Consider the following 26425-nt stretch of genomic DNA (forward strand, 5'->3'; position numbering starts at 1 on the left):
GATGGTCATGATAGGAGTGTCCCTTCATAAATGAAGACCGCAGGGCCTGTTAAAAAAATATCACCGGTGGTTTGTGGCCACTGAACCAATAACTCGCCTCCTGGCAAACTAACACGGATTTGCTCTGTTAATTGATGATAAAGTCGGCCGATAGCAGCAGCTGCCACAGCACCGCTGCCACAAGCTTTTGTTTCACCACAGCCGCGCTCATAGACTCGCAATTGAATATGATCATGAGTAACCACATGCATGAAACCAACGTTGGTTTGTTCTGGAAATAATGGATGTTCGCTAATCCACTTGCCCCATGCATGCACAGGTGCTGACTCAATACGGTCGACAAGAACAACCGCATGAGGATTGCCAACGTTGACTGCATGGAAATAACACGGAGTTTGGTTTTCTAATGGCAAGGAATATAGTGGTTTTTGTAAATCTATTAATAATGGAATTGAGGCAGGATTGAATTTGGGCATTCCCATATTGACGGTAACTGTTTCATCGTCGTTAAGTTGCAATTGCATACGTGTGGTTGATGTTGCAACGGTTATCAGGGTTTTGTCAGTTAATTGATAATACTTTAAAAAACGCGCGAGGCATCTGGCCCCATTGCCGCACTGGCCCACTTCTTTGCCATTAGCATTAAAGATGCGATAAAAAAATCAATACCGGTTTCCTGACTGGCTTCAACCATTAAGCATTGATCGAAACCAATGCCAGTATCACGTTGACTTAGAGTAGCTATTTGTTGGGGGCTAAGTAAAACGTTCTGACGTATGGCATCGATCACCATAAAATCGTTTCCTAGTCCATGCATTTTTGTAAATCGAATGGTCATTATTTATCAGTGGTTTGTTGATGCGTGTTAGGTAAATAGAGCGGACCTTTTTGACCGCAGGCCGATAATTGTAAAATTATCATGAAAGCAAAAAAAATGTGATTGAGTGTTTTCATCACGCTCTTCCAGTTCAGATGATTGTGATAATTAAGAAATCATATAGGGTCTGTTTACATACCATTTTGCGTTTGAATGAGGTGAATAGCAAGCTCCCTCATAAATTCAAACATAAAAATAGCACCAGTCAGCTAAATTTGCAGTTGTGAAAATGCAAGATAAACAGACTTTCAATAGTATAGCATATTATGCGGCAATATCTTGCCGCTATTTAGCTCAGTCATCTTGTGTTTTTCTGTTTTGTACTAAATACGTTTGTTTTTCGAATCTTATCAACTTGCCAGACATTTGAAAAAACGGCTGCATGCTAAGATTTATAATGGTAGAGGTTATCTTTTCTATTCAGAATAATATTAATGATATTTCTACCTTGCCAGGCGCTTTTGCATTGGCGATAATTCGGCTTTTTTATTGGAGAAATTTTGAACGTGTATATCAAAGACCCACAGCAACAGCCTCAAGCTTGTGTGATTTGGATGCATGGTTTGGGTGCTGATGCTCAGGATATGGCTGGTTTGGCTGAACAATTAGCATTAAACTTACCAGTCCGGCACGTATTTTTAAATGCCCCCGTGCGGCCAGTTACTTTAAACAATCATATGCCTATGCGTGCTTGGTATGATCTCATCAATAGGGATTTAACGGGGCGTGAAGACAAGAATGGCATTTTACAATCTAAAAACTTCATTCAACAGGTGATTGCTAATCAGCTGGCTGATGGATTTGCTTCAAATCAGATTTTTTTAGCCGGATTTTCACAAGGTGGGGCTATGGCTTTATTTACGGGCATATGCATACCGGAACCTCTGGCTGGAATAATTGTTTTATCCGCTTATCTGCCATTAGTGGCAGAATGTAAACCTAATCAACACGTTGAGTCACCTATCTTTATAGCCAGTGGCAAATATGATCCCATCGTCTTGCCAACCTGGACTCAACAAAGCGCGGCATGGTTAACCGCACAAGGATATCAAAAAATTAGCATGCATGAATATTCCATGGAGCATGCGGTTTGCCATGAAGAAATTGCGGATATACGGCGGTGGTTAATCCATGAGATTTCAGCCATTCATTGCAAAGGGGGCGAACGATGACTATTGTTAAAAAATCACGCGTTGTGCCTTTCACTTGTGAGCAAATGTATAATCTGGTTAATGATGTAGAGCATTACGATGAATTTTTACCTTTCTTTTCAAAGAGCCTCGTCCATCATCGTGATGAAGACGAAGTACAGGCCACTTTGGTGATTGTTGCAGCAGGGATGAGTAAATCATTTACCACACGCAATCGCTTGCAGGCCAATAAGATGATAGAAATACGATTGGTGGATGGGCCTTTTAGCCATTTGGAAGGCTTTTGGCGGTTTGATGAAGTTCCAGAGGGTTGCCATATTTCTTTTGATCTTGAATTTGATTTTGCGGGTCGTATGCTTTCCATGTTGTTAGGCTCTGTTTTTGAACAAATCAGTGACAAAATGGTTGATGCTTTTTGTGAGCGTGCCAAGGTTTTATATGGTTAAAGTTGAAATCGTGTACGTTCCATTAAATGCTCCCCCGGTTCATAAGCATTTGATGGTAGAAATAGGAACAACCGTGGCACAGGCAATAGATTGTTCCAGAATACAAGTGGACTATCCTGAAACCAAACACATGGCCATTGGAATTTTTGCACGGCAAGTAGCACTTGATAAAATCGTAAAAGAAGGTGACCGTATCGAAATTTACCGGCCGCTGATGATTGATCCTAAGGAAAAAAGACGGGAGCGGGCAAAGCCATAGAACCTGGCCCGCACCAGGAAAATCATGCAGGGGCTCATGATATGAGATTGCTAGTATTTGTCACTTGCTGTTTGCCTGCAAAGGTAGAATATCCCAGTTTATTGCATGGGTTCAAAGACACTTTGCGATCAACGTTGACTGTTTTAATGTGCTATAGGTTGCTCTTCAATTCGAGCCAATCTTCCATGGACAAAATACAAGCTTAAATGACGTTTTTCCATAGGACCGCTTCCTTTACGCCATGTGTAGGCATAATCCCAACGGTCATTATTAAATAAAGGGCTAAGCAAGCTGGTACCCATGAGGATGGCTGTGTCTTCTTTACTCATGCCAATTTTTAAACGTTCGATTTTGGATTGGGGAAGCAAATTTCCCTGTTGGACAACACGTCTTGAGAAATCGTAAGAAGTACAACTTGTGAAGAAGCATAGAAATGCTAAAAGTGTGAGAATGGTTTTAATTCGCATTTTTTTTGCCTGCAGAGAAAAATTTCGCCATAATAGCATGCAATCCATCGAAAGAGTACAGGTGATAACTTAAGGAGTTTGTGTGGGAGAGAGTCAGCAGTTAAAGGATGTCGGACTTAAAATAACAATGCCTCGCCTGAAGGTTTTACAAATTCTTGAACAAGCCAGTGAACATCATCTGAGTGCAGAAGATGTTTATAAGGCTTTATTGGACATGGGTGAAGACGTTGGTTTGGCAACCGTATATCGAGTTCTTGCTCAGTTTGAAGCCGCAGGATTAATTAATCGCCATAATTTTGAAGGTGGATATTCTGTGTATGAATTAAGCCAGGGTGCTCATCATGATCATTTGGTTTGTGTGCAGTGTGGGCGAGTAGAAGAGTTTATGGATGAAATCATTGAAAAACGTCAGAAAATAATTGCCGAGCAGGCTCGTTTTAAGATGACGGATCACGCTTTGAATATTTATGGGATATGCCCCGATTGTCTGGCAGAAAAAAAGCATTCAAAGCAAGATGTGACGTAAGTCTTTCTTTAAAGAAAAAGAAGTTCTAATTCATCAGGCTGTGCAAAATTGTTATCATTCAAGCATCGATGGGAGGGTTTGCGCCTGTTCTATCCATGATTCAATTTTTGTCATGCTGGGCATTGCTCGCACTAGGTTGGCTTGCTCATTGACTTGCAGCATGGTTTGAAATAGCTTTTCGGGGGTAAACTGTGCAAGAGTCTGTACTGAGTCTACTCCACTGAATTCCAGGAGTTCTGCATACTCTTCCCCTATGCCATTAATTCTTGCCAAATCAGCTTGCTGAGTCCATTTGAGAATTAATTTTGGGTTAATTCCTGTTTCTTTTGCCAATGCTTGTCGTCCGCTACGCTGACTACAGGCTGCAAGTAATTGCTCTTGATCTTCTATACCGGCTTTTTGTAATAGTTCCCTGAACTTTACACCTATACTTTCCAGTTGGGATAACTTGTACACGGTGGCTCCATGAATTTTGCGAGGTACACTATAAGTATATACTGCCCGGGAAAATCAAAGGGAGCCAAATCATATTTTTTTACAGGGTGACTAGGGTGACTAAAGCAACTGCAGCAAATCTTGCAAGCTACTTGTCAGAATGTGGATTAACTGATTAAACGTCTCTTTGTTTTTCATCAATGCCTGATTACTTTCCACTTCAATACCCAGGTAATTTTTTTGATGATGTTGTTTGCGAAGAGCCGTGGTGAAACCATCGCTTGTTCCTTGATAAGGATAATTAAGACGTACGCGATAAGCAGCTGGTCGGTGTATGAGTAAATTTTGCCAGATGCGAGCTACTTCTTTTTCACCATGCCGCTTGGGATCATATAAAAGCGACATGGCGGCGTTTCGTAGAACGCCGTTAAGCTCTGGTGTAAAGCTGTGAATCGATAAATGTAATACCTGCTGTCCTTGATGAATATGATTAGCAATTATTTGTTCAGTTCGTTGCCGGAAAGGCAAATAATACTTTTCTACGATGGTTTGTCTATCTTGCTTTGACAGCGAGCGAGTGAATTCCGAAAAACATTTAGGATTGGTTAAGCTGCGATTGCAATCAATCAATAAACGGGTAATTGTTGTTTTTGTATAATCGCAACCAAACGTTTGGCTTAACTGTTCGGCAATTTCACATGCTCCAATATCGAAGGCACGATGCGTTTGTAAAACAGCTTCTTGTTGGGAAAACAAATGCCAATACTCATCAGGGACGTCATTACCGGCATGTTCACAGCTTAATACTAATACGGTTGGTTTCATAATGCATTAAATAATTGATTGTTTATCAAACAATGTCCCAATTGACGATAAACGCGTTGTATCGTTGATCTGCTAAAATCATTTCCACAAGCACGTAATATACGCTCACTCAAATTACCATGCCTTAAAATATGTTCTAGGGCATGCTGACTGGTATTATCCAGATCGCTGGATGCTTTTTCTATCAGTGACGACCAGACATCACGAATGCTCATGTTGCGTTTGGGAAGCTGCCACTGTGTTAAAACTTCCATATCGTCAATGTGTACGGACAAACCTTTTTTAATGCTTTGATCGTAGATTGACTTCAGTTTTTTGGTTTCGCAGACAGGTTTTGTATGAATCGGTGATTGGGAATACCAATATTTGAGAATAGCATGGATGGCCTGAGCGATTGCAATATCTGCTTGCACACATTCTTGAGAATCAATGATTCGAATTTCAACGGCTTTGCTTTCAAATTTGGCAATGGCACCACGAGAATTCAACCATTCAAATTGCAGAATACCTTGAGAGTCCCAGGCATTTATATCGCGATACATTGGTTTTAAAATCTCTAGCTCATACTGTGCCTCGGAGCAGATAAATTCAGGAATAATATCGCCACTGATGGAAGGAATGCGCTCCTGATTTTTCCCATAATAAAAAAGGCGTGAATCCAAAAAGCCAGTGCTTTTACCATCTAAAAATGGGGTGCTGGCCGCTATAGCAGGCAACAAAGGAAGAAGCAAACGGATCGTATTATGTAATTGGCAAAATTCCTCATCATTGGCAAAAGGAAGATTGACATGCATGCTTTGTAGATTAGCCCAACCATGACCTTGGCAATTAAAAATTTGATCATATTGTTGATAAATACTTTTGTTGCCATGAGGCCAACGTTGCGTTTCCAGCAAAGGATTCATCCAGGGATGTGCCCCCGTGGGTAAAAACTGTAAATTGTGTTGTGCTAGTAAAGGCTGTAATTGTAAAATTGTCTGTTGAAATTGATTAGCAATGGGAGTCGTTGGCGATTTTGGACCATTGTTTTTAAGTTCAAGAACATGCATGACCAATTCATTACTGACGGCAATTTCGTCCAGAGCGATTTCATTAACCAGTTCACCGGCCAATGTATGCAAAATTAAGTCGCTTTTAGGTTGTACAGATAACGTATTTCGGTCAACCAGCATGTATTCGATTTCAATTCCTAATACTGAAAATAAAGAATAATTAGACATAACCATGTTTCCTACGAATGCGTTGTAAAAAAACGCTCATAATTTGTTGATAAAGGTTTTCGCCCAGAACTTGATCTTCAACCCCTTGATCGATGTTAGGATTGTCATTCACTTCAATGACGTAATTTTTGTCATCAAGACTTTTGATGTCCACACCATAGAGGCCATCGCCAATTAAACGGGTTGCCTTCAAAGCCGTTTTAATAACAGATTCAGGGACCTCATGCAGAGGGACGGTGTCAAATTCACCCTCGAATTCTTTTTTGAATCCCAGTTATAAATTTGCCAATGGCCTTTGGCCATGTAATAACGGCAAGCAAACAGTGGCTTGTTATCTAGAACTCCAATGCGCCAGTCAAATTCGGTGGGTATAAAAGGCTGAAGTAAAATTAAATCGGATGTTTTAAAAAATTGTGCCAGAGATTTTTGTAAGCTTTTGCAGTCATCCAATTTAATAACACCATGAGAAAAAGCACTGTCCGGTTTTTTCAGGACACAAGGAAATTCTATAGCGGGTAATGATTGATCATACTTACTAATAAATAAAGTTTCAGGGGTTAATACTTGATGGCTGCGCATTAACTCAGCCAGATAAACTTTGTTTGTGCATTTGACGATGGATTGTGGATCATCAATAACCACCAGGTTTTCTTGTGCTGCGCGTCTGGCAAAACGATACGTATAATGATCAACGGCGGTGGTTGCGCGAATAAAAAGAGCATCGTATTCGGCAATGAATTTGCTATCGTTTTTATCAATTAAATCGACGTTAAGTCCTAAGGATTCTCCTGTACTAATGAATGCTTCAATGGCTTTTTTATTGGAAGGGGCATTAGGTTCATTGGGGTCTGTAAGAATGGCCAAATCATGAAAACGGGGCTTCTTTCGCCATTGATAAAACCGTTTTTTAGTAAAATAGGTTTCAGCCGCTTGCTTCATGAAATCATAATGATGATCTGGAATATCACTGAGTGATAAAGCCGTCACTTTTTTGATGTACCATTGCTTCTTTTTCTCTAAGGTGAAACGAATAAGTGGCAGAGGGAATAAGCCATGTAATTTTTTGCCAAATTAGCATGCCTTTTGGCAATATTTTGTCCGAAATAAAGACTCAATACAAACTCTTCCCCTTTAATGTCGTGTAAGCTGTGTTGTATTTCTTCATCAATATCCAGAGAAATTTGTTTAGTCAAGCTGGTGCTTAAAACGTCCTGAATATTCAGTGCAGAAGGAATGGCTTTATGGTCGCGAGCTTGTGCCAATAATGACACATAGTAACCAATGGTTTGGTAATCGTAAGAACGACAAAGATTAATAATGCGCATCGTCTGGGTTTGGTGATAGCTGTCATTTGACAGGTAATCTGAAGCTTGAATAATAGGAGCCAGTGAACTTAAAAAACTCCAACTTTGTGGATCATCAGTAATCAGAACCGTTTGCATTCTGCTTCCTTTTTGGTTTTATAATTAATAAATTGGCGTCATAAGTATAGACGCCCAACATGATGGCATTAATCAAGCGATTACTGTTTACCTTATAGTAATTATCGTGTGATAAGGGATTTTCGCGATGAGGATCGGCGACAATGATATGCCTATTTTTATCATCATAGCCGCATAATACAACAAAATGTCCGCAAGGTGTGCCCCGGATATCATCATAAAAGGCAACGCCATCATTTGAATAAATTTCGCGTGCGCTGCGGTATAGATAAGTTGCACTTAAGCCAGTCAATATAGGAATTTTTTGATTAAAATATTCTTTAAGTAACTGTACACTGATTGTATTAAAACGAACATCCCCGCCTGATTTTAAATAATCTTGATAAGCAATACTGGATTGCAGAATACCTTTATCCCATTTGTGTTTCATTTGTGCATCCAATTTGGCAATCAGATTTTCCCGAGACGATGCACAATTCTCAAACCACGTTGGATCGAATACATCCAAGTTATTGATATAAATAGTTGTCTCAAAATCGTGCATTAATGCATGCTTGCCCAGTAAGGGAGCTAATGTTCCCCCTGATAGAGAGCGTTCTACCTCTCCTACAACTGTTTCAAGAGAAATATCCAAGCCATAATAAGCATACATGGCATGCAAACAAGTCGGGCCACAGGTTTCATCATCAGGTTGAGTATGAATCGTCAAATCAATCATGAGTAAGAAGTTCGGAAATAACGCGTGATACTAGAGCATCAATATCATTAAGTTAGATGGCAATGCTTGGTTTGTCAATTAAGAACTTTTAATGATAACTCAAGAATAAAATGCGCAATTTCTTCAGGATGGGTAGGATAGTTGATGTATGCTTTTACATTGAGTGGTTGATTGATGCGTTGGCTGGTCTGTTTTGACCGGTTTATCATGTCTTTTACGAGGTCACCCTGCTCGCAGGTAAAGTAAACATCTGTTTCTGGTCTGCGCAAAAATTGGGCCTGAAAGGATTTGAAAGCCAGTGACACTTTCATTCCGGATTGTTTAGCATGATAAAATCCATGCAAACCACCCGCAACATCCGCTCCTATCGACAGAGCTCCAAAATACATAGAGTGTAAATGATTTTTACTTTTTCGAGATAAGGGTAATTTTACGACGATTTCTTTTTCATTTAATTGAATTAATTTTGGTTTTAGATAACCAATTAAAGGAACTTTAAATCGGCCAAAATACCATAAAAAAATTTAAAACGATTCAAAGCGTTCATGTTAGGTCTATCCTTAGGAATTTGCCGTCACGCGTAAATTTGAAATAACTTTTTTAACACCGCGTACTGAACTGACACGTTTTAATATGGCCGTAATGGACTTGTCAGTTTTTAGATCACCAGATAGAGTTACAATACCATTGGTGGTTGAGGCGTTGATACCAACCAGCGGAATGGATTCATCATCCAGCACTTTAGCTTTCAGGACGGCAGCTTCTACTTTGGCAGTAATATAAGCATCGGCAAAAGCGGTATTGACTACTTTAATTTCCAAATTATCAGCTTCAACTTCTTTGACGCCGCGGGTGGATTTTGCAAGCCTTAACGCATCAACAAACGCTTGTCTATCTTTAACATGGCCGCTTAATTGTACAATGCCGTCTTCTGTTGACACGGAGATTTTCAGAGGGTTCAAATTTTTATTCTTGGTAAATTTGGCGGTAATGATGGTTGTAATGACGGAGTCGCTGAAATCCTGTTCAATTTCTTTTAAATCAGCTGACTGGGCCTGTGACACAAATAATGCCAATAACATTGAAATGATGAGGTGTTTTATCGGGCGCATGTTAACCTCAAATGAAGGTATCAAGGCATCCATTATAGCACTGCTAACCTTAATACAGCCAGGCAATTCACAAAGATATCCACAGAGTGTGGATAAATTACTATAATGAAAGCGTTTAATATAATTTCATATCCAGTGCTTGGATGAGATAAGTTTTTTGAGTCGTTTCCAGGACCGTAACAGCAAATTCAACAGTCCGATTAAGTTCCGGGATCCAAATAACTTGAGTAATACGCCACCATTGAACACCATCAAAAAAATTACTGTTGTTGATGACGCCCGATTCAAGAATTTTCGCAGGTCCTTTCAGTTGTGGGTGCAGGGTAAGTTGTCTGCTTTTGATGATGTCCATCTTGCCACCTAAAAAATCATGCAACGCAGTCCGGGCATTATAGGTGTAACAGGATTGTATGAATTGATAATAATCAGGATTTTCTTGATAACTGACGGAAAGCGTAGTGACTAAGGTATTTTGTGTCCATTGTATGACTTTATTGTCGTCATCGGCGGCGTGGGTATTTATGGATATAAACAACGATAATATGAACGATAAGCTCAACGTTAATCGTCGATTCATGGTAGTTTCCTTCTACAGTATCCATTGTGGGAATGCGCACAACTATTTGTTATATCAGTATAGCAGATATATAATTTGTTTTTTTTTGAGTCAAAAATAGCCATGCACATGATTAGTATAAGGGGCGCACGAACGCACAATTTAAAAAGTATTAACGTGGATTTGCCTCGTGACCGCTTAATCGTCATTACTGGCTTATCGGGTTCCGGTAAGTCTTCCCTTGCTTTTGACACTCTATATGCAGAGGGACAACGGCGTTACGTGGAGTCTTTATCGGCTTATGCTCGGCAGTTTTTATCGATGATGGAAAAACCGGATGTTGATTCGATAGAGGGGTTGTCACCAGCCATTTCAATAGAGCAAAAAGCAACCTCTCATAATCCTCGCTCGACGGTGGGTACGATCACTGAAATTTATGATTATTTGCGGTTGCTTTATGCACGTGTGGGGGAACCGAGGTGTCCAGAGCATGGAGGAGAATTGCATGCCCAAACGATTAGCCAAATGGTTGATCAAGTTCTGGCTCTGCCATCAGAATGCAAAGCGATGATTCTTGCGCCGGTCGTTCGCGAACGCAAAGGCGAGCATGTGCAATTGCTGCAGCAGCTGCAGGCGCAAGGGTATGTGCGGGCACGCATAAATGGCGAATTGTATGAACTTGATTCCCCTCCAAAATTGGAGTTGCGTAAAAAACATACCATAGAAGTGGTTGTGGATCGATTCAAAGTTCGGACAGATTTGGCCCAACGGTTAAGCGAATCCTTTGAAAATGCGTTAAATCTTGCTGATGGATTGGCCATTGTCGCTGCCATCGATGATGATTTTGACGACCTTGTATTTTCATCGAAATTTGCTTGTGCGGAATGCGGTTACAGTCTTAGCGAGCTTGAGCCACGTTTGTTTTCTTTTAATAATCCAGCAGGTGCATGCCCCTCTTGTGATGGTTTGGGAGTGGATCAGTTTTTTGACCCGCAACGAATTATCCATGATGAAACGTTGAGTTTGGCAGATGGTGCGATTCGTGGCTGGGATAAACGCACGGTATATTATTATTCATTGTTGGAATCATTAGCTGGGCATTATGATTTTTCACTGGAATCTGCCTTTTGTGATCTGCCAGAGACGATTCGTCAATGCATTCTTTATGGCAGCGGTAATGAAGTTATCGAATTTCATTATCAGCGTCCGCATGGAGGATATGTACTTAAAAAACACCCTTTTGAAGGGATCATTCCCAACATGCAGCGACGTTATCGCGAATCAGACTCAGATATGGTTCGTGAAGAATTATCCAAATATTTATCGTCAAGACCTTGCCTGTCCTGCAATGGTTCGCGCTTACGATTGGAGGCCCGTTACGTCTTTATTGAAAATAGGAGTTTACCTGAAATTAGTTCTTATTCTATCGAGCAAGCCCATGCTTTTTTTAAGCAATTAAAATTGCCGGGGAGTCGTGGTGAAATCGCAGCAAAAATTAATAAAGAAATTGTAGAGCGTCTTGGTTTTTTAGTGAATGTTGGTTTGGATTATTTATCGCTGGCGAGAAGTGCCGAAACACTCTCCGGTGGAGAAGCGCAGCGTATTCGCTTAGCCAGTCAAATTGGCTCAGGGTTAGTGGGAGTAATGTATATTCTTGATGAGCCTTCTATAGGGTTGCATCAACGTGATAATGATCGCTTGTTAAAAACGCTATTGCGACTGCGGGATTTGGGAAATACCGTGATTGTCGTTGAACACGATGAAGATGCAATCCGCACGGCGGACTATGTTCTTGATATCGGTCCGGGTGCTGGTGTACATGGTGGAGAAATTGTGGCATTTGGACCTCCGCAAGCAATCATGGAGCAAGAACATTCTCTTACTGGCCAATATCTTTCAGGAAAACAAGTCATTGCAGTGCCCAATACGCGGATTGCCTACGATGAGAAGCGCGTGATTCATATAGAAGGAGTCACTTGCAATAATTTAAATGAGGTCAGTGTCAAGATTCCGTTGGGGCTGATAACCTGCATTACAGGTGTTTCTGGCTCTGGTAAATCCAGTCTAATTAATGATACCTTGTACCCGTTGGCTGCTGCAAAACTTAATCGTGCTAGTCTCTCCATGGCGGGAGAGGTACGGAATATTACTGGACTTGAGTTATGCGATAAAGTGATTGATATCGATCAAAGTCCAATCGGCCGTACTCCACGCTCCAATCCAGCAACTTATACCGGTCTATTTACACCAATCCGTGAATTATTTGCCAATACGCCTGAAGCGCGGGCGCGCGGGTATCAACCTGGTCGGTTTAGTTTCAATGTACGTGGAGGTCGCTGCGAAGTCTGTCAAGGTGATGGTCTAATCAAAGTAGAAATGCATTTTTTACCGGATATGTACGTCACTTGTGATGCTTGTAAAGGTCAGCGTTATAACCGTGAAACATTAGATATTCACTATAAGGGCAAAAATATACATGAAGTCTTGAATATGACGGTTGAAGAAGCACGTGTCTTCTTTGATGCTATTCCGGTTTTGGCGCGTAAATGCCAAACGTTAATAGAAGTGGGCTTGTCTTACATTTCCTTAGGGCAAAGTGCTACGACGTTATCGGGTGGCGAAGCCCAACGTATAAAATTGGCTCGTGAACTGTCAAAACGCGGAACAGGAAGTACTCTTTATATTTTGGATGAGCCAACCACCGGATTGCATTTCCATGATACAAAACAATTGCTCACTGTATTGACTCAACTACGAGAGCAAGGCAATACCATTGTGATCATTGAGCATAACCTGGATGTGATTAAAACCGCTGACTGGATCATTGATTTAGGTCCGGAAGGTGGCAGTAAAGGAGGAAAAATCATTGCTGTCGGTTCGCCTGAAATGGTTGCAAGCTGTGTCAATTCTTATACCGGGCAATTTCTACGTCCTTTACTGGGGTTGTAATCGGAAGGGAGTTTGATGAGTGATGAAAAGCTGGCTAAAAATTAATACCAAATGCTGACCATAATCTTATCCTTGTAATTTGTTTGCGTTTTCAAGGATTTGTGCTTATAACATACATAGAAGTCATAAACAGGTTGAAGCTGAATAGGATCTATTATGAGTACATTCGTTCTTGTTATTTTAATTATTGCGGTGTTGATCCTGTTTTGGATCATTGGAATTTATAATAAGCTCATTGGCTTGATCGAGGCAATTAATAATAATAAACGTCAAATTGATATCCAGCTGGATAGACGATTCAAGGTATTTCAATCGTTAATTGAATCCGTCAAAAAATACATGGATTATGAACAAACCACTCTGAAAGATGTTGTTGCCTTACGTAATCAAGCTCAAACTGCGAAAGATGCAGGCGATGAAAAAGGACGTATTGCCGCAGAAGAGGGAATATCACGAATTGCTTCCGGCTTGAATGTGGTATTTGAACAATACCCTGATTTAAAGGCTAGTCAAAACGTGATGCAGTTGCAGGAGGAAATAGTCAATACTGAAAATAAGCTGTCTTATGCAAAACAGGCATATAATGATGGCGTAGAGCGTTATTATGCCAAGAAAAAATCATTTTTTGAGTCCATGATTGTTAGTTTATTTTCTTCAAAATTGGATAAGGAATATGAATATTGGTCATTGCCAGAAGAGCAAATCCAGGCTCGTGAAGATTACACCGTAAAATTTTAAAGGTGCGTGTGTATGAGCTTATCGGATTATCATGCAACGACTGGCAATTGGCGTGAGCAGCTTAGGCGGAATGAGCGTAAAACGCGTTGGGTCATTGCAACTTTTTTGGTTGTGTATGTGGTGGTAGGATTGATTGCTGATACACTTATTTTACAGTCTTACTATCCAAATGCCACCATAAGCCAGTGTTTACATGCCTTGCTAACATTTCGTGCCACTCCTTATGCGACATTGCTCATGGGTGGTATCGCGGCAATTTCCTTGTTAATGACTTACTCGTTGTATGATCGTTTGATGTTGTTGGGAACAGATTCCCGTGAAATCACACCTGAAACTGCAAAAACCTTGCAAGAAAAACAATTATTCAATGTTGTGGAAGAAATGAAAGTTGCTGCAGGATTGCAGTACATGCCCAAGGTTTATCTTATTGAAGCCAATTATATGAATGCATTTGCCAGTGGTTACAGTGAAAAGTCAGCTATGGTGGCAATTACTCGCGGACTATTAGAAAAACTGGATCGCGCCGAGTTGCAGGCAGTAATGGCTCATGAATTAAGTCATATTCGTCATCATGACATTAAGTTAACGTTAATGGTGGCGATTTTAAGCAATCTTTTGCTCATTGTTATTGATGTATTATTTTATGCGGTGATTTTTAGACGCGATCGCCGCCAGGATAATCGTTTATATACCGTTATTATATTGCTTCGCTATTTATTACCGTTAATTACCGTGGTGCTAGCGTTATTTTTAAGCCGTACACGGGAATATATGGCGGATGCTGGTTCAGTTGAGCTGATGCGCGATAATGAACCTATGGCTCGTGCTTTATTAAAAATCAGTCAGGATCATCAAAATCATGCAGAAGAATACGCTGTTGAATATGGCAACACGGCTCATGAGCAAGTTCGCCAAGCTTCTTACCTATTTGATCCATCTTCCATTGATCCAGTGAAGTCGTTAAGCAGCGCTTTTTCTACTCACCCAAGCATTTCTGACCGCTTAAAAGCATTAGGGTTCAAACTCAAACAACCATAATTAAGCAGTCTTATCCCTTAATATTAACTAAATCTTTGCAAAAAATAGAACGAGTAAAATGGATCATGGGAATAAAATAGCCTAATATAAATGATGTAGACAGTATACATTGAACAGCCAACATGATTTAGCAGGAGGCCAGATTGAGAATGTGGTGAGCAAGCTTAGCGTCGTCTAAGAAGCCAAAAGCATTCCGGAGGCATCCACCTTGACAAGAAGGACTGCTTTCAATTTACTGTCTATCCGCTCTCTCAAACTTGTACCACCCGCTCTTAATATGAGTGATTCCAGTCGTTTTTTATTTCTTTTAGGCACGAATGCCTACGCCTTTTTTAAGTAGAATAATATTGAGTAGAATTAATAGAGCCAGTATGAGGATAATAATACTCATTGCTAACGGCATATTGAGCTGCTGTGAATTGATCATCACGTGGCGCAGGGCATTTACCATATAAAAAATGGGATTAAACTGGGTCATGGTTTGCCAGAATGGCGATAACATGCTTGTGTCATAAAATACACCACCCAAATAAGTTAATGGGGCGAGAATAAAGGTTGGCACAATGGCGACGTCGTCAAAATTGCGCGCTACGAGAGCATTGGTAAATCCGGCTAATGAAAATAAAGCAGCAACCAAAATGACCACCATTAGTGTCATCGGTAAATGCTTAATATCAATGTCTACAAAGAAAAAAGAAACGAAATACACCAGGATAGCGACAATCAAACCTCGTAGTACTCCACCCAGCGTGAAACCCAGTAACAACACACTGTAATGCAGAGGGCTAACGAGCATTTCTTCAATATTTTTTGAAACCGTACGCTAAACAAGGAGGTGGAAACATTAGAGTATGCATTGGTGATGACGCTCATCATGATTAATCCTGGTGCGATAAATTTTATATAACTTACCCCTTGTATGAGACCTATGCGAGTGCCGATGATTGAACCAAAGATTAAAAAATACAATAAGGTGGTGATGACTGGCGGAAGAAATACCTGACTAAAAATACGAAACATACGTATGAGCTCACGGCGTACGATGGTGTAAAGAGCTATCAGTTGTTTGTTAACGGCCATAATTGATGATATCCAAAAACAGTTCTTCCAAACGGTTGGTTTTATTACGCATGCTTTCAATGCGAATACCGTGGTGACTAAGCATTGAAAAGACATCATTGAGTGTCCATTGTTTATCCACTCTTATTTCAAAGGTATTGGCATCTAGTTTGATAGCCTCAAATGGTTCCATGGCTGGTAAAAAATCAAGTGGCTCCCTTGTGTTAAAAACAAATGTTTGGTGACGCAGGCTTTTTAACAGGACATGCATGGATGTATTTTCAATGATTAGACCTTTATCAATGATGGCAATGTTTTTGCATAATTGTTCTGCCTCTTCAAGATAATGCGTCGTTAGTATAATGGTGGTGCCTTGCTGGTTTGTGCGTGATAAAAAATCCCACATGCTGCGACGGATTTCAATGTCAACACCTGCTGTAGGCTCATCAAGAATCAAGACCTTGGGTTTATGTATTAATGCCCGGGCAATCATCAAACGTCTTTTCATGCCACCTGATAAGTGGCGTACAATAGAATGGCGTCTTTCCCATAAGCCTAGTTGCTGCAACAGCAATTTGGCATTTGATTGGGCATGTTTGCGGGGTATCCCATAATAACCTGCCTGGTTTAACAGAATTTGTTCGCAAGTTTCAAAAATATTGAGATTAATTTCTTGAGGAACTAAGCCTAGGCATGATTTAGCCAGTTCGGACTCTTTGTCCAAATCATAACCATTAATTAAAATGGAACCGGATGTTTTATTCAATAAAGTGGTAATTAAACCAATGGTAGTAGATTTCCCTGCGCCATTTGCACCAAGCAAAGCAAAAAAATCACCGGTCTTGACGGTTAAATCAATGCCTTTTAGGGCTTCAATGCCATTGGCATATACTTTGCGTAACTGGCGAATATCTAAGGCGTAAGGCATGGCTTGAGTCTGAAATGTATTCATGATTTATAAAATTGATTGGCAAGAAAACGTATGTAAGCAAACAAAAAGATCGAAGTGCTTCTAACATCCTAAGGTAAAAAGTACGCATAAATTTAGAAAAAAGCAACCTCTGCTTTATGTGGAATGCCTGTTGATGAAGTTGCTCATGGTGAAGGGTAGGACATTCAAGTTGCCAAATGATTTGCAATACTGTATTGAATAAAAATAAAACCGATCGTATAAATATTGAATTTAATTAAAAAATCTGATAATTTTATAGCCTGTTTTTTCAAAAAAAATCATGTTGTTGTCATGACAAAATCTATTCGTGAGTTACTTAAAAACATGCGGGCTGAATTACGGCCAGCTAAGAAAGGGGCTAAATATTACTTTGATATAAGCGAGAATCCTGCCGAAAGGCAAGGAGAGTTTAATAAACTGGTCGAATTTTTAACTGATAAAGAACTATATAAGCACTCTAGGGCGCTGAATAGCAATTCTTCCTGCACCTTTGGACTTAGTTATATTTTATTAGAATTTCGAGACGCTTCTTATGATGAGATGGTGAATCGTCTTGATACGTTACTTGAAGAACTGGAGCAAGAAGAAATTGAGCGCGCAGTTTCGCTTAAGGATAGTAAGCTCCAAACGAACATGCCGATAGTGGCTATCACTTTTTATTCAAAAAGAAACAAAACAGGTAAAGGGTATTATGATGGTATTTTTACTGAAACAGAAAGAAAAGATGTTCTCCATTTGAAAAATGGCCTTCAGGCGGCAGCGAAAGCACGTCAACAACCATTGCCTCAGATTGAGATTACTGTATTTCTTATACCCAATTGGAGAGAAGGAGAAACCTATCGTTCACCGGCTTATCTTGCAGCAAAGAAAAGGATGCTTGACGAAGCGAGATGGTTGTATGGTGAGGGGATTATTGTCAAAGATTTTTTAGAAGACAGTGGTGTGACTCAAGAAGAGCTTGATTTTTTACAACATTGCGAATCTATGGGTAGTGTTGCCGATCTTGTGAAATCACGCACTATTATAGACAATGCTGGAAGACCTTGCTTACAAACGGATTCGAATGTTACATGGGCTAACAATGATTTTGAGCGCTTGTATGAATTAACGTTTTTGCAAAATACAGACGCGTTTAATGTTAGTCGATGTTCTGATGTTTACATTGCAGCGCATAATAAACTTATTTTTATAGGTTCTCAAAGCAAGTTGCCGGAAATACTTCAAGGGACTTTAGTGGAATACTGTAGAAAATATAAAGAAGATCCCTGGCACATGAACCGTGATTGCAATGGGGTATATGATTTTGCTTTCTGTGAAGCCATGTATAAACATGGTGCTACTTACATTGTGAGAGTTAATGACCGGTATAACGTTAATCAAGTATTTGATTTTTATCCTGCCAACTTAAAGGATTCCCGCTATCGTTTAATTCCTATGGTAATACCTTGCCAGCGTGAAACCTGGAGAGGGGGAAAAGGTGAAGAAAGTCTTGCTGTAAAAGAATTATTAGGGGAACTATGTTTGGAAGATGGGAGTAAAATACCTGCTTTAACCATCGAAATTAATGGTGTTCATTATAATTTTAATCATTTTAAAAGCATCGTTAAAGTTTATACGAATTGTCCTTTATGGCATACCTTTGAAGGGAACTATCAGTATTTTTTTCAAACCGGCGACAAATTCAAGGAAGCTAAGTATTGTCATCAAAAATTTTTGGAAAAATTAGATAAGGATTTATGCATGCTTGTTCTCACTGCGTATTACGAGGCAGCTCGAACGGTGTGTTTGGCTAGGGAGGGAGAAACCAAATGGAATCCTCTTAGAGAGCTGACAAAACTCTTTATTAAGAATGAGGAAGCAAGTGAGGCATTGTGCCAACGCCTGTTTAATTGCACGGTAGCAGAATTACATGAAAATCCAGACAGAGAGATAATTTATGAGGCTCATGAATTTACTGCTCCTATTATTTCATCTTATGCTTCAAAACATCCGAGCAAATTCTTCTCACTTAAATTTGAGAGAACTCCTCAACATTCAAATGAGAAAATAAACGCTGGATTAAAAGAGATTGCTGGGGAAACTACTCCTATGGCTAGTCGATCTATGGAAATATAATATGGCATCTCTCATCCAGCATTTCAGGGAATAGTATCGTTTTTTAAATTACACATCCCATATCGCGAGCGATTGGTAAAGTTTTCTCGGCAATGGTCGATATTTTAATAAAATAATATCGGAGTGTAACCAATGAAAGGCTGGGGATTGGCTGTTATTTTATGTGTAATGCCTGCAAGCACGGTGTTAGCAAATTGTGATTTAACTCGTTTTCGCTGGGAATGTGACCTTCCTGTGCATACTCATCCCAAACCTTCTGCTTATTCCTTGGTTTATTGTGGTAATACCCGCGTTTATTTAAATCAAGCTCAGTATGATCAGTTGGCCCGTTACCAGCGAGCCAATGTTAATATGATTTTAACGGTGAATGGTGAATACATTGATAGTCCTTGTATTCCAGCGGGCCGTTATGGAGCGAATTAAGTTGCGGCAATTTCTATTGAGAGCATCGTTGTTTATAGAGTTGTTTAAATGCTTGTGGTTTGGGTGTTGCCTCTATAAAGTCTTTTATCTTGGATGCCGCTTCTAGGATGGACAGGCTCGTGTTATCGATCTCAAGATCATAGATCATATTTTTATGAGTGACTAAAGCACTGCAGCGATTCCAACCCTCTGGTCGCCCTCCGCCGGCAGTATCTTTTGCTTCACCAACACTTCGTGCCCGTTCTCTTCGTGCTCCTTCTTCATCAGATACCAGTAAGGCAATTAAATAAACTTTAAACGGTTGAAAGGTGGTTAAAGCACATTTTAACCACGCTGGCTTCCAGAAAATCTGATCAGAAATAACATTCAGACCTATCTCTAAATAGGAAGCAATTGCTTTATAGCTGGCATACATGGTGTCATCTAATAGTGGCCCAGGTGTGACATGAAAAAAGGGTTTGTCATCTTGGTAATATGTTTTAGTGGTGTAATAGTCAGCAGTTGCTGTGTCCACATGCATTTGTTTAGGAGGAATGGCTGACCAAAACCGGTCAATACCTAAGTGAATATAAGGCTTTTGTGTTAAATCTTGAAAAGCGGAACAGGTGGAGGTTTTACCGGCACTAGATCCACCATTTAAAATAATTAAATGTCCTTTTTGCATGATCTGCTCACCCTAAAAGTATAGTTGGAGCTGTTTACATTGCATTTCATGGCTGTAAATTCGTCTGCTTGGCGCCACCTTAGGTTAAATTCGTTAGAGAGTTTGCTATTCACCTCATGCATACGCCAAATGACACTCAATCACCCAAATGTTCGCTTCGCAAAATGAAATGTAAACAGACTCTTTAATCTATAGCATGTTTATTTTGTTTGATCACTGCGCTAAAATCTGCGACCGTTGTCTATTTTGGATAAAAATTGATTCAATTAGAAAACATTGAAGATAAAATCCATCAGCATGGATTTCATATTATTGATAATTTTCTTAACGATTTTCATTACCAGACACTACACATCCTAATAAAAACAAAGCATCAGGATGGTCATTTTAGAGACGCAAAAATTGGACATGGACAACAGGCGGTACATAATAATAAAATCCGTACGGATAAACTCTGCTGGCTAAGCAAAGACTCAGAACATGATGCTCTACAAGTTTATTTCGCGGCGGTAAATAATATATCTCAAAGACTCAATCAAGCGTTATTTCTTGGGTTGGTTGATTTTGAGTCTCATTTCGCGGTGTACAATCCCGGATCATTCTATAAAAAACACGTCGACCAATTTGCAACCACAAGAGATAGACGTATTTCTTGTGTTTATTATCTTAATAAAACTTGGAAAGCAGGGGATGGTGGGGAGTTAATTCTTTATGATTGTGATCAAGACAATCGAGATTTGGTAACCATTCAACCAATTCCTAACCGCTTTGTGTGTTTCCGCAGTGAATTTCCTCATGAAGTAAATACGACTTATCAAATGAGGTATAGCCTCGTTGGCTGGTTAAAATCACGAGCTTTGAATGCCTTTACGTAGGATTAATAGGAGGGGCAAGTTGTAATCGATGCTTCCTGGTCGGAATTTTTGGCGTTATTATTTTATTAACATACAGCACTGCTTATTATCACGTCATGCTGCATTTAAAGCATGGATGGGATGATAAGCAGTGCCTTGTATTTAATTTAATGGCAACGAGGGACTAAATTAGTCTTTTTTCATGGCCAGTTTTTCTTTGATACGGGCAGCACGTCCGGCCAAGTTACGTAAGTAATATAGTTTGGCACGACGTACATCACCACGGCGTTTTACGGTAATGCTGGCAACCACAGGGCTATAGGTTTGAAAAACACGCTCTACGCCAACACTGTGCGAAATTTTACGGACAGTAAAAGCTGAGTTAAGGCCGCGGTTGCGTTTAGCAATGACTAAACCTTCAAATGCTTGCAAACGTTCGCGGTTACCTTCTTTTACTTTAACCTGAACCACAACGGTATCACCAGGACTGAAGTCGGGGATGTCTTTGCCTTGCATTTGTTCGGCATTAAGTTGATCAATAATATTTGTCATAGCCACTCCTAAAAAATATTCGGTTTTACTCAAACATGTAAATCCTGCTAGAAGGTTGTTTAACAGGATTCATTATATTCGCATTTAAATTCAGTTAATAATTGCTCATCTACATCGCTTAATTGCATATTTTGCAATAAATCGGGCCGTTTTAACCAGGTTTTCCCCAATGATTGCTTTCTTCGCCATCGCTCAATGTCCCGATGATTGCCATTCATCAACACAGCCGGAACTTGTTCTCCATGAATAACCGCTGGTCGTGTATAGTGTGGATGATCAAGCAGGCCATTCATAAAAGAATCCTGGCGGGCTGATTCATGATCTCCCAGACTTCCCGGAAGTAATCTTACAATGGCATCAATAAATACCATGGCCGCTAATTCACCGCCACTTAATACAAAATCTCCCAGAGACCATTCTTCATCAACATGTTGGCTAATAATCCGTTCGTCAATTCCTTCATATCGTCCGGCCAAAAAAAGTAAAGATTGGCCATGTTCAGCAATGCAATTTAAGTCAGCCTGCTGGATGGTTCTACCTTGCGGACTAAGGTAGATGGTTTTACAGTCAGGCGGCATCTGGCTGCGAGCAGCAATAATGGCGGCATGTATGGGTTCATACATCATAACCATTCCAGGCCCGCCTCCGTAGGGTTTATCATCCACTTGCCGGTATGGTCTGCTTGCCCAATCTCTTGGATTCCAATGGTCAAGCCTAACCAAACCACGTTTTATAGCTCGGCCGGTAATGCCATAGTCGAGGCTTGCGAATATATCCGGCAGCAAGCTGATGATACCCAAATGCAACATTGATTAAAAATCCACATCCCAATCGACCGTGATGAGGTTCTTTTGGTCATCAATCTCAAGAACATAGTGACCTGGCAGATAAGGAATCAAAAAACGTTTTTGTCCGGAAATGACCAACACATCATTCGATCCAGTTGGCATGATCTCGGAAATTGTTCCTAAGGTAATCCCCTGAAGGTTAATGACGTCCATCCCTATCAGTTGATGCCAGTAATATTCCCCAGCTTTTAATTCAGGAAATTGCGCACGGCGTACAGCGATTTCTGTATTCGTCAGATGAGCGGCTTGCTCGCGATCATGACAGCATTCTAGTTGTGCCAAAATAAGTTTGTTATTTATATCGGCACGTTGTAGTGTCAGTGGTTGCCAGCCCTCTTTGGTTCCAATATACCACGGCGTATAGTGAAGTATATTTTCACGAGGCTCGGTAAAAGAAATTACTGTAATTAGCCCCTTGACCCCATGCGGGCGGCCAAATTTACCAACGATAACCCATTCATCATGACCGTTAACGTTACGCTGCAGCACTATCCGCCTTGCTGAATTCTTTAACCAAAGATTTAACGCGATCAGACAGCTGCGCGCCTACCTTTTCCCAATTTTTTAATTTGTCTATTTCTAAGTGCAAGCGTATTTCCTGACCTCGCGCGACTGGATTAAAATAACCAATACGTTCAATGTAATTTCCATCACGACGTCTTCGACTGTCGGTTACAACGATGTGATAGAAAGGACGCTTTTTTGCACCTGCTCGTGATAAACGTATAACGACCATTGTTTTCCTCTACTTTAAGAGTGGTTACGTAAAAATGCCGTGTATTGTACGAAAATTAACTTGGTATTGGAAGTGTTTCCGTGCAATTGGGCATAATTAGTTGAAATCATCGGGAAACATTCCTTTCATGCCAGCCATTCCCCCCATGCCGCGCATCATTTGTTTAATCCCACCCGGTTTGGTAAATTTTTTCATCATTTTTTGCATTTGGCTAAACTGCTTTAATAAGCGATTTACATCCTGTATTTGGGTTCCGGAGCCTTGAGCAATACGCTTTTTACGAGAACCAACAATCAGTTTGGGAACACGCCGTTCTTTCATGGTCATAGAGTTTATGATTGCGATGGTTTGGGCAAGCGCTTTATCATTGACCTGTCCTACCGCTTGTTGCGGCAATTGATTCATGCCTGGCAGTTTGCTCATCATTCCACTAATACCGCCCATTTTATTCATTTGCAGTAGTTGTTGTTTAAAATCCTCAAGATCAAATCCTTTTCCTTTTTAATTTTTTGGCTAGCTTTTCGCTGGCTATTTTATCTGTTTTGCGCTGCACTTCCTCAATCAGCGTTAAAATGTCTCCCATTCCAAGAATGCGGGAAGCCACTCGTTCGGGATGAAAAGGCTCAAGAGCATCGATTTTTTCACCACTTCCCATGAATTTGATGGGTTGTCCGGTAATGTGCCTAACTGAAAGAGCCGCGCCTCCACGAGCGTCACCATCCGTTTTCGTGAGAATGACTCCGGTAAGAGGTAATGCCTCATGAAATGCTTTTGCAGTATTGGCTGCATCTTGGCCGGTCATGCTATCCACAACAAAAAGCGTTTCTATGGGTTGAATGGCCTGATGCAATGCTTTGATCTCAGCCATCATTTCATCGTCAATGTGTAAACGCCCTGCGGTATCAATGATAAGTACATCAATAAATTGTTTTTTTGCACTTTCCAGTGCATTTTTTGCAATGGTAAGGGGCTGGTCATGAACATCGGCTGGGAAGAAAGCAACGTCGAGCTCATTTGCCAATAATTTTAATTGTTGAATGGCGGCTGGTCGGTAAATGTCGGTACTTGCCAACATGACTTTTTCTTTTCAGTTTCTTTTAGATAACGCGCAAGCTTGGCAGAGCTGGTTGTTTTACCGGAACCTTGCAAACCCGCCATTAAAAAAATAGCAGGTGGCTGGGTTTTGAAATTCAATTCTGAACGCGTGTCACCCATAATATGAATTAATTCATCATGAACAATTTTTATCAAAGCCTGATCGGGCTTTAAACTGGTCATGACTTCCTGTCCTAGAGCTTTTTGTTTAATGTCTTCTATAAATTCTTTTATAACAGGCAACGCAACATCCGCTTCAAGCAATGACATACGTACCTCACGTAATGCTTGCTGCATGTTGTCTTCGGTTAAACGTCCTTGTCCGCTTAGATTTTTAAAGGTACGAGTCAAGCGTTCTGTTAAATTTTCAAACATGATAAGTCTCTCATAATTTGAGGAAGCGGATTTTAAAAACTCGGATAAACGGATGACCTCATATGAGTTTAAAAATGCGCTTTAAATAAAATGACAAAAAGTATATCACAGTTAGGTCAATGAATCTGCTATACGCCATCTACGATTTCCATAAACATACAGGCTTTAAAGACCACGAGGTTTAGCCTTGCTCATGTGGTAATCAGCCGCGCTGAAACCACATGGGTGATGAGCCATTGTAATTATCTAATAAATACCTATTCATTATAACGCATCACGAAAGTGGTCGTTGTATTGACTTGTTTTTATTATCGATGGCATCCAACCCCGTCAAAACCAATGATTTGGCAGTTTCCGTAGATGTCTGTGTCAAGTTGGTAACTTGCAGAGCCTGATTGAGCATAAATTCTGCCGTCATGTCCCTGATACACATAGGGTAGCTGTTGTTTTGGCAACCAAGAAAGAGAAGGTTTAATAGGAATCCAACGAGGGGCATCTGATTTTATTAGGTTTGGTAAGTTATTCGTCGGTGCAGAAAATACGATGTCAAATTGGGCACGTGCTGCTTGAACGGCATGTTCAGCATCGAGAATGCCATGCCCACAAGGTTTTTCTCCTACGCATGATTTATTGGGGTCTTCTGTTGGACCAAAAGCATGGGTCGTTGTATATAAAATCTGCTCCACTTTTTCTGGGGAAGGGACTTTGGGGCTGACGGCAAAGATAAGGCCAGCAACACCGGCAACATGAGGAGCAGCCATGCTTGTTCCTTGATAAAAATCAAAACCTGATTGTAGATAACCACCTTGTGGATGGACGGTGGATAAAATGCCATCTTCAAGATGGCCACTGCTAAGATCGCCACCAGGTGCGGCAAAGGTCACTGCCGGACCATAGTTGGAATAATAAGCACGCCATCCTTGCGGGCCTGTTGCGGCAACTTTAATGGTGCCATTACAAACGGCAGGGGCATTATAATGCTCCCAACGGTTATCATTGCCTGCGGCGGTTACGATGACAGCGCCTTGTTGGCGTGCAAACCAGATGGCTTCCTGAAGGGCCTCGTCACAATGATCAATTTCTTTTCCTGGTCGTTCGTCAACCCCAAAACTCATATTTAAAATTTGCGCTGGAAAAGGATTATCAGGCACTCCAGGCACATGATCGCCAACTGACCAACGGATGGCATTGATGACAGCACTTTCGTAAAACATACCGGATTCATCTGGAATTTTTACAGGAAGAATCTTTAGATTTTCTCCCATGCCTTTCATCACGTCGCCATACCCTGCAATGGTGCCAGCGACGTGAGTGCCGTGAAAAGATAAAGTTTCATCACTCAAGTCATGGTTGCTGGCAGCAAAATTCCAGCCTAATACATGCCCGTCTGAGTCTTTAAGTAAATTATTTTCTAAACCGTCATGTAGGACTATGCCTGTATCTAATACCGCGACAACGACGGGCGGTGTATATAAGCCTGTTGTATAAGCCCAGGCGCCATCCAGTAATCCTGGCCCAGATTCCAGCATAATTCCTCCTGGTCGCTTAAATTCATCCCACTGAGCTTCATGAGAGAGGCGGGGAGGTCGCTGTTTTCCTGCCGGCGGTTGCAACGGTTTAAAATGACCTATTCTATCTTTGACAGCATAGAGAATATTAGGGTTTTTTCGCAATCGCGCAAGCACCAGTGCGCTCATATCGGTCGTTTGAGTGTTTGTTTGATGTAACAAGCGGCTGTCCACTGTCATGACATAAGCTCCGCCAGCGATGGGTTGTATTGCTTGAATAGGCAACTGGAGAGTCTGTGCGATTTGTGCATGCATCGTCGCAATCGTTTTTGGAGTTTGTTTGTATTTGACGATAACGCGGATTGCCTCTGCATTTGCAGGGGCAATCCATGATCCCATCGCTAAAATGCCGATGGCTAATAATCCTTTAGCATAGCGCATGCTGAACTCCCTTTTGATTTTGCATAAGAACAGTATGCAAGAGA

General features: G+C 40.6%; 28 protein-coding genes, 1 other RNA gene and 4 pseudogenes. 11 read left to right on the forward strand and 22 right to left on the reverse strand.

Going from position 1 to position 26425, the window contains the following annotated elements; translation table 11 throughout:
* Positions 1–5 precede the first annotated feature (5 nt).
* Both dapF and lptM read right to left on the reverse strand, forming a co-directional pair.
* Positions 6–838: pseudogene (gene dapF, locus LOA_RS01930) on the reverse strand (diaminopimelate epimerase).
* Positions 838–954: an LPS translocon maturation chaperone LptM gene (gene lptM / locus LOA_RS15975; RefSeq protein ID WP_081724922.1), complete on the reverse strand. Its 117-nt coding sequence runs from the start codon at positions 952–954 to the stop codon at positions 838–840. Before lptM ends, dapF begins: the two are co-directional and overlap by 1 nt.
* Positions 955–1389: 435 nt before the next feature.
* On the opposite strand from lptM, the gene LOA_RS01935 reads away from it, so the two are divergent.
* From LOA_RS01935 to LOA_RS01945, 3 genes are read left to right on the forward strand one after another with little or no spacing between them, the layout of a single operon-like run.
* Positions 1390–2049 (forward strand): alpha/beta hydrolase, encoded by a 660-nt coding sequence (locus LOA_RS01935; RefSeq protein ID WP_025384910.1) that lies wholly within the window; start codon positions 1390–1392, stop codon positions 2047–2049.
* Positions 2046–2474, forward strand: coding sequence for a type II toxin-antitoxin system RatA family toxin (locus LOA_RS01940; RefSeq protein WP_025384911.1), 429 nt, complete (start codon positions 2046–2048; stop codon positions 2472–2474). The genes LOA_RS01935 and LOA_RS01940 overlap by 4 nt, the downstream gene beginning before the upstream one ends.
* Complete coding sequence (locus tag LOA_RS01945; protein ID WP_025384912.1) at positions 2467–2733, forward strand: RnfH family protein; 267 nt, start codon at positions 2467–2469, stop codon at positions 2731–2733. Before LOA_RS01940 ends, LOA_RS01945 begins: the two co-directional genes overlap by 8 nt.
* Before the next feature lie 143 nt (positions 2734–2876).
* Here the strand turns inward: LOA_RS01945 and LOA_RS01950 are convergent, their stop codons facing one another.
* A complete protein-coding gene (locus tag LOA_RS01950; protein ID WP_025384913.1) occupies positions 2877–3200 on the reverse strand; it encodes an outer membrane protein assembly factor BamE in 324 nt (107 codons plus the stop codon).
* A gap of 82 nt (positions 3201–3282) precedes the next feature.
* Between LOA_RS01950 and fur the strand changes: the two genes are divergently transcribed.
* Positions 3283–3726 carry a ferric iron uptake transcriptional regulator gene (gene fur, locus LOA_RS01955; RefSeq protein ID WP_025384914.1) on the forward strand — a complete coding sequence of 148 codons (444 nt, stop codon included), beginning with the start codon at positions 3283–3285 and terminating at the stop codon, positions 3724–3726.
* A 54-nt stretch (positions 3727–3780) separates the two neighbouring features.
* Here fur and LOA_RS01960 read toward each other — a convergent pair whose 3' ends face one another.
* The 10 genes and pseudogenes from LOA_RS01960 to LOA_RS13555 all read right to left on the reverse strand — a co-directional run bounded on the left by LOA_RS01960 (position 3781) and on the right by LOA_RS13555 (position 10055).
* Positions 3781–4182 (reverse strand): DUF4332 domain-containing protein, encoded by a 402-nt coding sequence (locus tag LOA_RS01960; protein WP_025384915.1) that lies wholly within the window; start codon positions 4180–4182, stop codon positions 3781–3783.
* A 99-nt stretch (positions 4183–4281) separates the two neighbouring features.
* Entirely contained in the window at positions 4282–4986 is a 705-nt protein-coding gene (locus LOA_RS01965) for an N-formylglutamate amidohydrolase (protein WP_025384916.1), read from the reverse strand.
* Positions 4983–6206, reverse strand: coding sequence for a glutamate-cysteine ligase family protein (locus LOA_RS01970; RefSeq protein ID WP_025384917.1), 1224 nt, complete (start codon positions 6204–6206; stop codon positions 4983–4985). Before LOA_RS01970 ends, LOA_RS01965 begins: the two co-directional genes overlap by 4 nt.
* The gene (locus LOA_RS15065; RefSeq protein ID WP_238551292.1) at positions 6199–6399 is read right to left on the reverse strand and encodes an ATP-grasp domain-containing protein; all 201 of its coding nucleotides are present in this window, start codon (positions 6397–6399) and stop codon (positions 6199–6201) included. The genes LOA_RS01970 and LOA_RS15065 overlap by 8 nt, the downstream gene beginning before the upstream one ends.
* Positions 6396–7193 carry an ATP-grasp domain-containing protein gene (locus LOA_RS15070; protein ID WP_238551293.1) on the reverse strand — a complete coding sequence of 266 codons (798 nt, stop codon included), beginning with the start codon at positions 7191–7193 and terminating at the stop codon, positions 6396–6398. Before LOA_RS15070 ends, LOA_RS15065 begins: the two co-directional genes overlap by 4 nt.
* A 3-nt stretch (positions 7194–7196) precedes the next feature.
* Positions 7197–7648: pseudogene (locus LOA_RS15075) on the reverse strand (RimK-like ATPgrasp N-terminal domain-containing protein); the annotation flags it as partial.
* Positions 7626–8366 carry a C39 family peptidase gene (locus LOA_RS01985; protein WP_025384918.1) on the reverse strand — a complete coding sequence of 247 codons (741 nt, stop codon included), beginning with the start codon at positions 8364–8366 and terminating at the stop codon, positions 7626–7628. The pseudogene LOA_RS15075 and the gene LOA_RS01985, both read right to left, overlap by 23 nt.
* 74 nt (positions 8367–8440) lie before the next feature.
* Entirely contained in the window at positions 8441–8755 is a 315-nt protein-coding gene (locus LOA_RS01990) for a hypothetical protein (protein ID WP_025384919.1), read from the reverse strand.
* A 171-nt stretch (positions 8756–8926) separates the two neighbouring features.
* On the reverse strand, positions 8927–9478 hold the full coding sequence (locus tag LOA_RS01995; RefSeq protein ID WP_025384920.1) for a BON domain-containing protein: 552 nt from the start codon (positions 9476–9478) through the stop codon (positions 8927–8929).
* 115 nt (positions 9479–9593) lie between these two features.
* The gene (locus tag LOA_RS13555) at positions 9594–10055 is read right to left on the reverse strand and encodes a hypothetical protein (RefSeq protein WP_025384921.1); all 462 of its coding nucleotides are present in this window, start codon (positions 10053–10055) and stop codon (positions 9594–9596) included.
* A 102-nt stretch (positions 10056–10157) separates the two neighbouring features.
* Here LOA_RS13555 and uvrA point away from each other — a divergent pair, with 102 nt between their 5' ends.
* From uvrA to ssrS, 4 genes are all read left to right on the forward strand, one after another.
* Positions 10158–12983 carry an excinuclease ABC subunit UvrA gene (gene uvrA, locus LOA_RS02005; RefSeq protein WP_025384922.1) on the forward strand — a complete coding sequence of 942 codons (2826 nt, stop codon included), beginning with the start codon at positions 10158–10160 and terminating at the stop codon, positions 12981–12983.
* 156 nt (positions 12984–13139) lie between these two features.
* Entirely contained in the window at positions 13140–13721 is a 582-nt protein-coding gene (locus LOA_RS02010; RefSeq protein ID WP_025384923.1) for a LemA family protein, read from the forward strand.
* A 12-nt stretch (positions 13722–13733) separates the two neighbouring features.
* Positions 13734–14759 (forward strand): zinc metalloprotease HtpX, encoded by a 1026-nt coding sequence (htpX, locus tag LOA_RS02015; RefSeq protein WP_025384924.1) that lies wholly within the window; start codon positions 13734–13736, stop codon positions 14757–14759.
* 98 nt (positions 14760–14857) lie between these two features.
* A non-coding RNA gene (gene ssrS, locus LOA_RS14075) (6S RNA) lies at positions 14858–15003 on the forward strand.
* A gap of 63 nt (positions 15004–15066) precedes the next feature.
* Here the strand turns inward: ssrS and LOA_RS02020 are convergent.
* Together LOA_RS02020 and LOA_RS02025 are read right to left on the reverse strand one after the other, a co-directional pair.
* Positions 15067–15839: pseudogene (locus tag LOA_RS02020) on the reverse strand (ABC transporter permease).
* Positions 15829–16770 (reverse strand): ABC transporter ATP-binding protein, encoded by a 942-nt coding sequence (locus LOA_RS02025; RefSeq protein WP_237757979.1) that lies wholly within the window; start codon positions 16768–16770, stop codon positions 15829–15831. The pseudogene LOA_RS02020 and the gene LOA_RS02025 overlap by 11 nt, the downstream one beginning before the upstream one ends.
* Positions 16771–16995: 225 nt before the next feature.
* Here LOA_RS02025 and LOA_RS02030 point away from each other — a divergent pair, with 225 nt between their 5' ends.
* Together LOA_RS02030 and LOA_RS02035 are read left to right on the forward strand one after the other, a co-directional pair.
* Positions 16996–18885 (forward strand): hypothetical protein, encoded by a 1890-nt coding sequence (locus tag LOA_RS02030; RefSeq protein WP_025384926.1) that lies wholly within the window; start codon positions 16996–16998, stop codon positions 18883–18885.
* A 132-nt stretch (positions 18886–19017) separates the two neighbouring features.
* Entirely contained in the window at positions 19018–19308 is a 291-nt protein-coding gene (locus LOA_RS02035) for a hypothetical protein (protein ID WP_025384927.1), read from the forward strand.
* A 13-nt stretch (positions 19309–19321) separates the two neighbouring features.
* Here LOA_RS02035 and LOA_RS02040 read toward each other — a convergent pair whose 3' ends face one another.
* The gene (locus LOA_RS02040; RefSeq protein ID WP_025384928.1) at positions 19322–19972 is read right to left on the reverse strand and encodes a chloramphenicol phosphotransferase CPT family protein; all 651 of its coding nucleotides are present in this window, start codon (positions 19970–19972) and stop codon (positions 19322–19324) included.
* A gap of 257 nt (positions 19973–20229) precedes the next feature.
* Here LOA_RS02040 and LOA_RS02045 point away from each other — a divergent pair, with 257 nt between their 5' ends.
* Positions 20230–20847, forward strand: coding sequence for a 2OG-Fe(II) oxygenase (locus tag LOA_RS02045; RefSeq protein WP_025384929.1), 618 nt, complete (start codon positions 20230–20232; stop codon positions 20845–20847).
* 168 nt (positions 20848–21015) lie between these two features.
* On the opposite strand, the gene rplS is transcribed toward LOA_RS02045, so the two are convergent.
* The 6 genes and pseudogenes from rplS to LOA_RS02075 all read right to left on the reverse strand — a co-directional run bounded on the left by rplS (position 21016) and on the right by LOA_RS02075 (position 26381).
* The gene (gene rplS, locus LOA_RS02050) at positions 21016–21378 is read right to left on the reverse strand and encodes a 50S ribosomal protein L19 (protein WP_025384930.1); all 363 of its coding nucleotides are present in this window, start codon (positions 21376–21378) and stop codon (positions 21016–21018) included.
* Between the two features lie 59 nt (positions 21379–21437).
* The gene (gene trmD, locus LOA_RS02055) at positions 21438–22187 is read right to left on the reverse strand and encodes a tRNA (guanosine(37)-N1)-methyltransferase TrmD (protein ID WP_025384931.1); all 750 of its coding nucleotides are present in this window, start codon (positions 22185–22187) and stop codon (positions 21438–21440) included.
* A 3-nt stretch (positions 22188–22190) separates the two neighbouring features.
* Entirely contained in the window at positions 22191–22715 is a 525-nt protein-coding gene (rimM, locus tag LOA_RS02060; protein ID WP_025384932.1) for a ribosome maturation factor RimM, read from the reverse strand.
* Positions 22702–22962, reverse strand: coding sequence for a 30S ribosomal protein S16 (gene rpsP, locus LOA_RS02065; RefSeq protein WP_025384933.1), 261 nt, complete (start codon positions 22960–22962; stop codon positions 22702–22704). Before rpsP ends, rimM begins: the two co-directional genes overlap by 14 nt.
* 96 nt (positions 22963–23058) lie before the next feature.
* Positions 23059–24432, reverse strand: a pseudogene (ffh, locus tag LOA_RS02070) (signal recognition particle protein).
* Between the two features lie 308 nt (positions 24433–24740).
* A complete protein-coding gene (locus LOA_RS02075; RefSeq protein ID WP_025384934.1) occupies positions 24741–26381 on the reverse strand; it encodes a S8 family serine peptidase in 1641 nt (546 codons plus the stop codon).
* Between the last annotated feature and the right edge of the window lie 44 nt (positions 26382–26425).

The organism is Legionella oakridgensis ATCC 33761 = DSM 21215, from assembly GCF_000512355.1.
GTDB classification, from domain to species: Bacteria; Pseudomonadota; Gammaproteobacteria; order Legionellales; family Legionellaceae; genus Legionella_A; species Legionella_A oakridgensis.

Excerpts from the sequence above, each read along its gene's own strand:
- lptM (WP_081724922.1), bottom strand. The coding sequence starts at position 954 with ATGAAAACACTCAATCACATTTTTTTTGCTTTCATGATAATTTTACAA.
- LOA_RS01940 (WP_025384911.1), top strand. The coding sequence starts at position 2,046 with ATGACTATTGTTAAAAAATCACGCGTTGTGCCTTTCACTTGTGAGCAA.
- LOA_RS01945 (WP_025384912.1), top strand. The coding sequence starts at position 2,467 with ATGGTTAAAGTTGAAATCGTGTACGTTCCATTAAATGCTCCCCCGGTT.
- LOA_RS01950 (WP_025384913.1), bottom strand. The coding sequence starts at position 3,200 with ATGCGAATTAAAACCATTCTCACACTTTTAGCATTTCTATGCTTCTTC.
- LOA_RS01965 (WP_025384916.1), bottom strand. The coding sequence starts at position 4,986 with ATGAAACCAACCGTATTAGTATTAAGCTGTGAACATGCCGGTAATGAC.
- LOA_RS01970 (WP_025384917.1), bottom strand. The coding sequence starts at position 6,206 with ATGTCTAATTATTCTTTATTTTCAGTATTAGGAATTGAAATCGAATAC.
- LOA_RS01985 (WP_025384918.1), bottom strand. The coding sequence starts at position 8,366 with ATGATTGATTTGACGATTCATACTCAACCTGATGATGAAACCTGTGGC.
- LOA_RS01990 (WP_025384919.1), bottom strand. The coding sequence starts at position 8,755 with ATGTATTTTGGAGCTCTGTCGATAGGAGCGGATGTTGCGGGTGGTTTG.
- LOA_RS01995 (WP_025384920.1), bottom strand. The coding sequence starts at position 9,478 with ATGCGCCCGATAAAACACCTCATCATTTCAATGTTATTGGCATTATTT.
- LOA_RS13555 (WP_025384921.1), bottom strand. The coding sequence starts at position 10,055 with ATGAATCGACGATTAACGTTGAGCTTATCGTTCATATTATCGTTGTTT.
- uvrA (WP_025384922.1), top strand. The coding sequence starts at position 10,158 with ATGCACATGATTAGTATAAGGGGCGCACGAACGCACAATTTAAAAAGT.
- LOA_RS02010 (WP_025384923.1), top strand. The coding sequence starts at position 13,140 with ATGAGTACATTCGTTCTTGTTATTTTAATTATTGCGGTGTTGATCCTG.
- htpX (WP_025384924.1), top strand. The coding sequence starts at position 13,734 with ATGAGCTTATCGGATTATCATGCAACGACTGGCAATTGGCGTGAGCAG.
- LOA_RS02025 (WP_237757979.1), bottom strand. The coding sequence starts at position 16,770 with ATGAATACATTTCAGACTCAAGCCATGCCTTACGCCTTAGATATTCGC.
- LOA_RS02035 (WP_025384927.1), top strand. The coding sequence starts at position 19,018 with ATGAAAGGCTGGGGATTGGCTGTTATTTTATGTGTAATGCCTGCAAGC.
- LOA_RS02040 (WP_025384928.1), bottom strand. The coding sequence starts at position 19,972 with ATGCAAAAAGGACATTTAATTATTTTAAATGGTGGATCTAGTGCCGGT.
- rplS (WP_025384930.1), bottom strand. The coding sequence starts at position 21,378 with ATGACAAATATTATTGATCAACTTAATGCCGAACAAATGCAAGGCAAA.
- trmD (WP_025384931.1), bottom strand. The coding sequence starts at position 22,187 with ATGTTGCATTTGGGTATCATCAGCTTGCTGCCGGATATATTCGCAAGC.
- rpsP (WP_025384933.1), bottom strand. The coding sequence starts at position 22,962 with ATGGTCGTTATACGTTTATCACGAGCAGGTGCAAAAAAGCGTCCTTTC.
- LOA_RS02075 (WP_025384934.1), bottom strand. The coding sequence starts at position 26,381 with ATGCGCTATGCTAAAGGATTATTAGCCATCGGCATTTTAGCGATGGGA.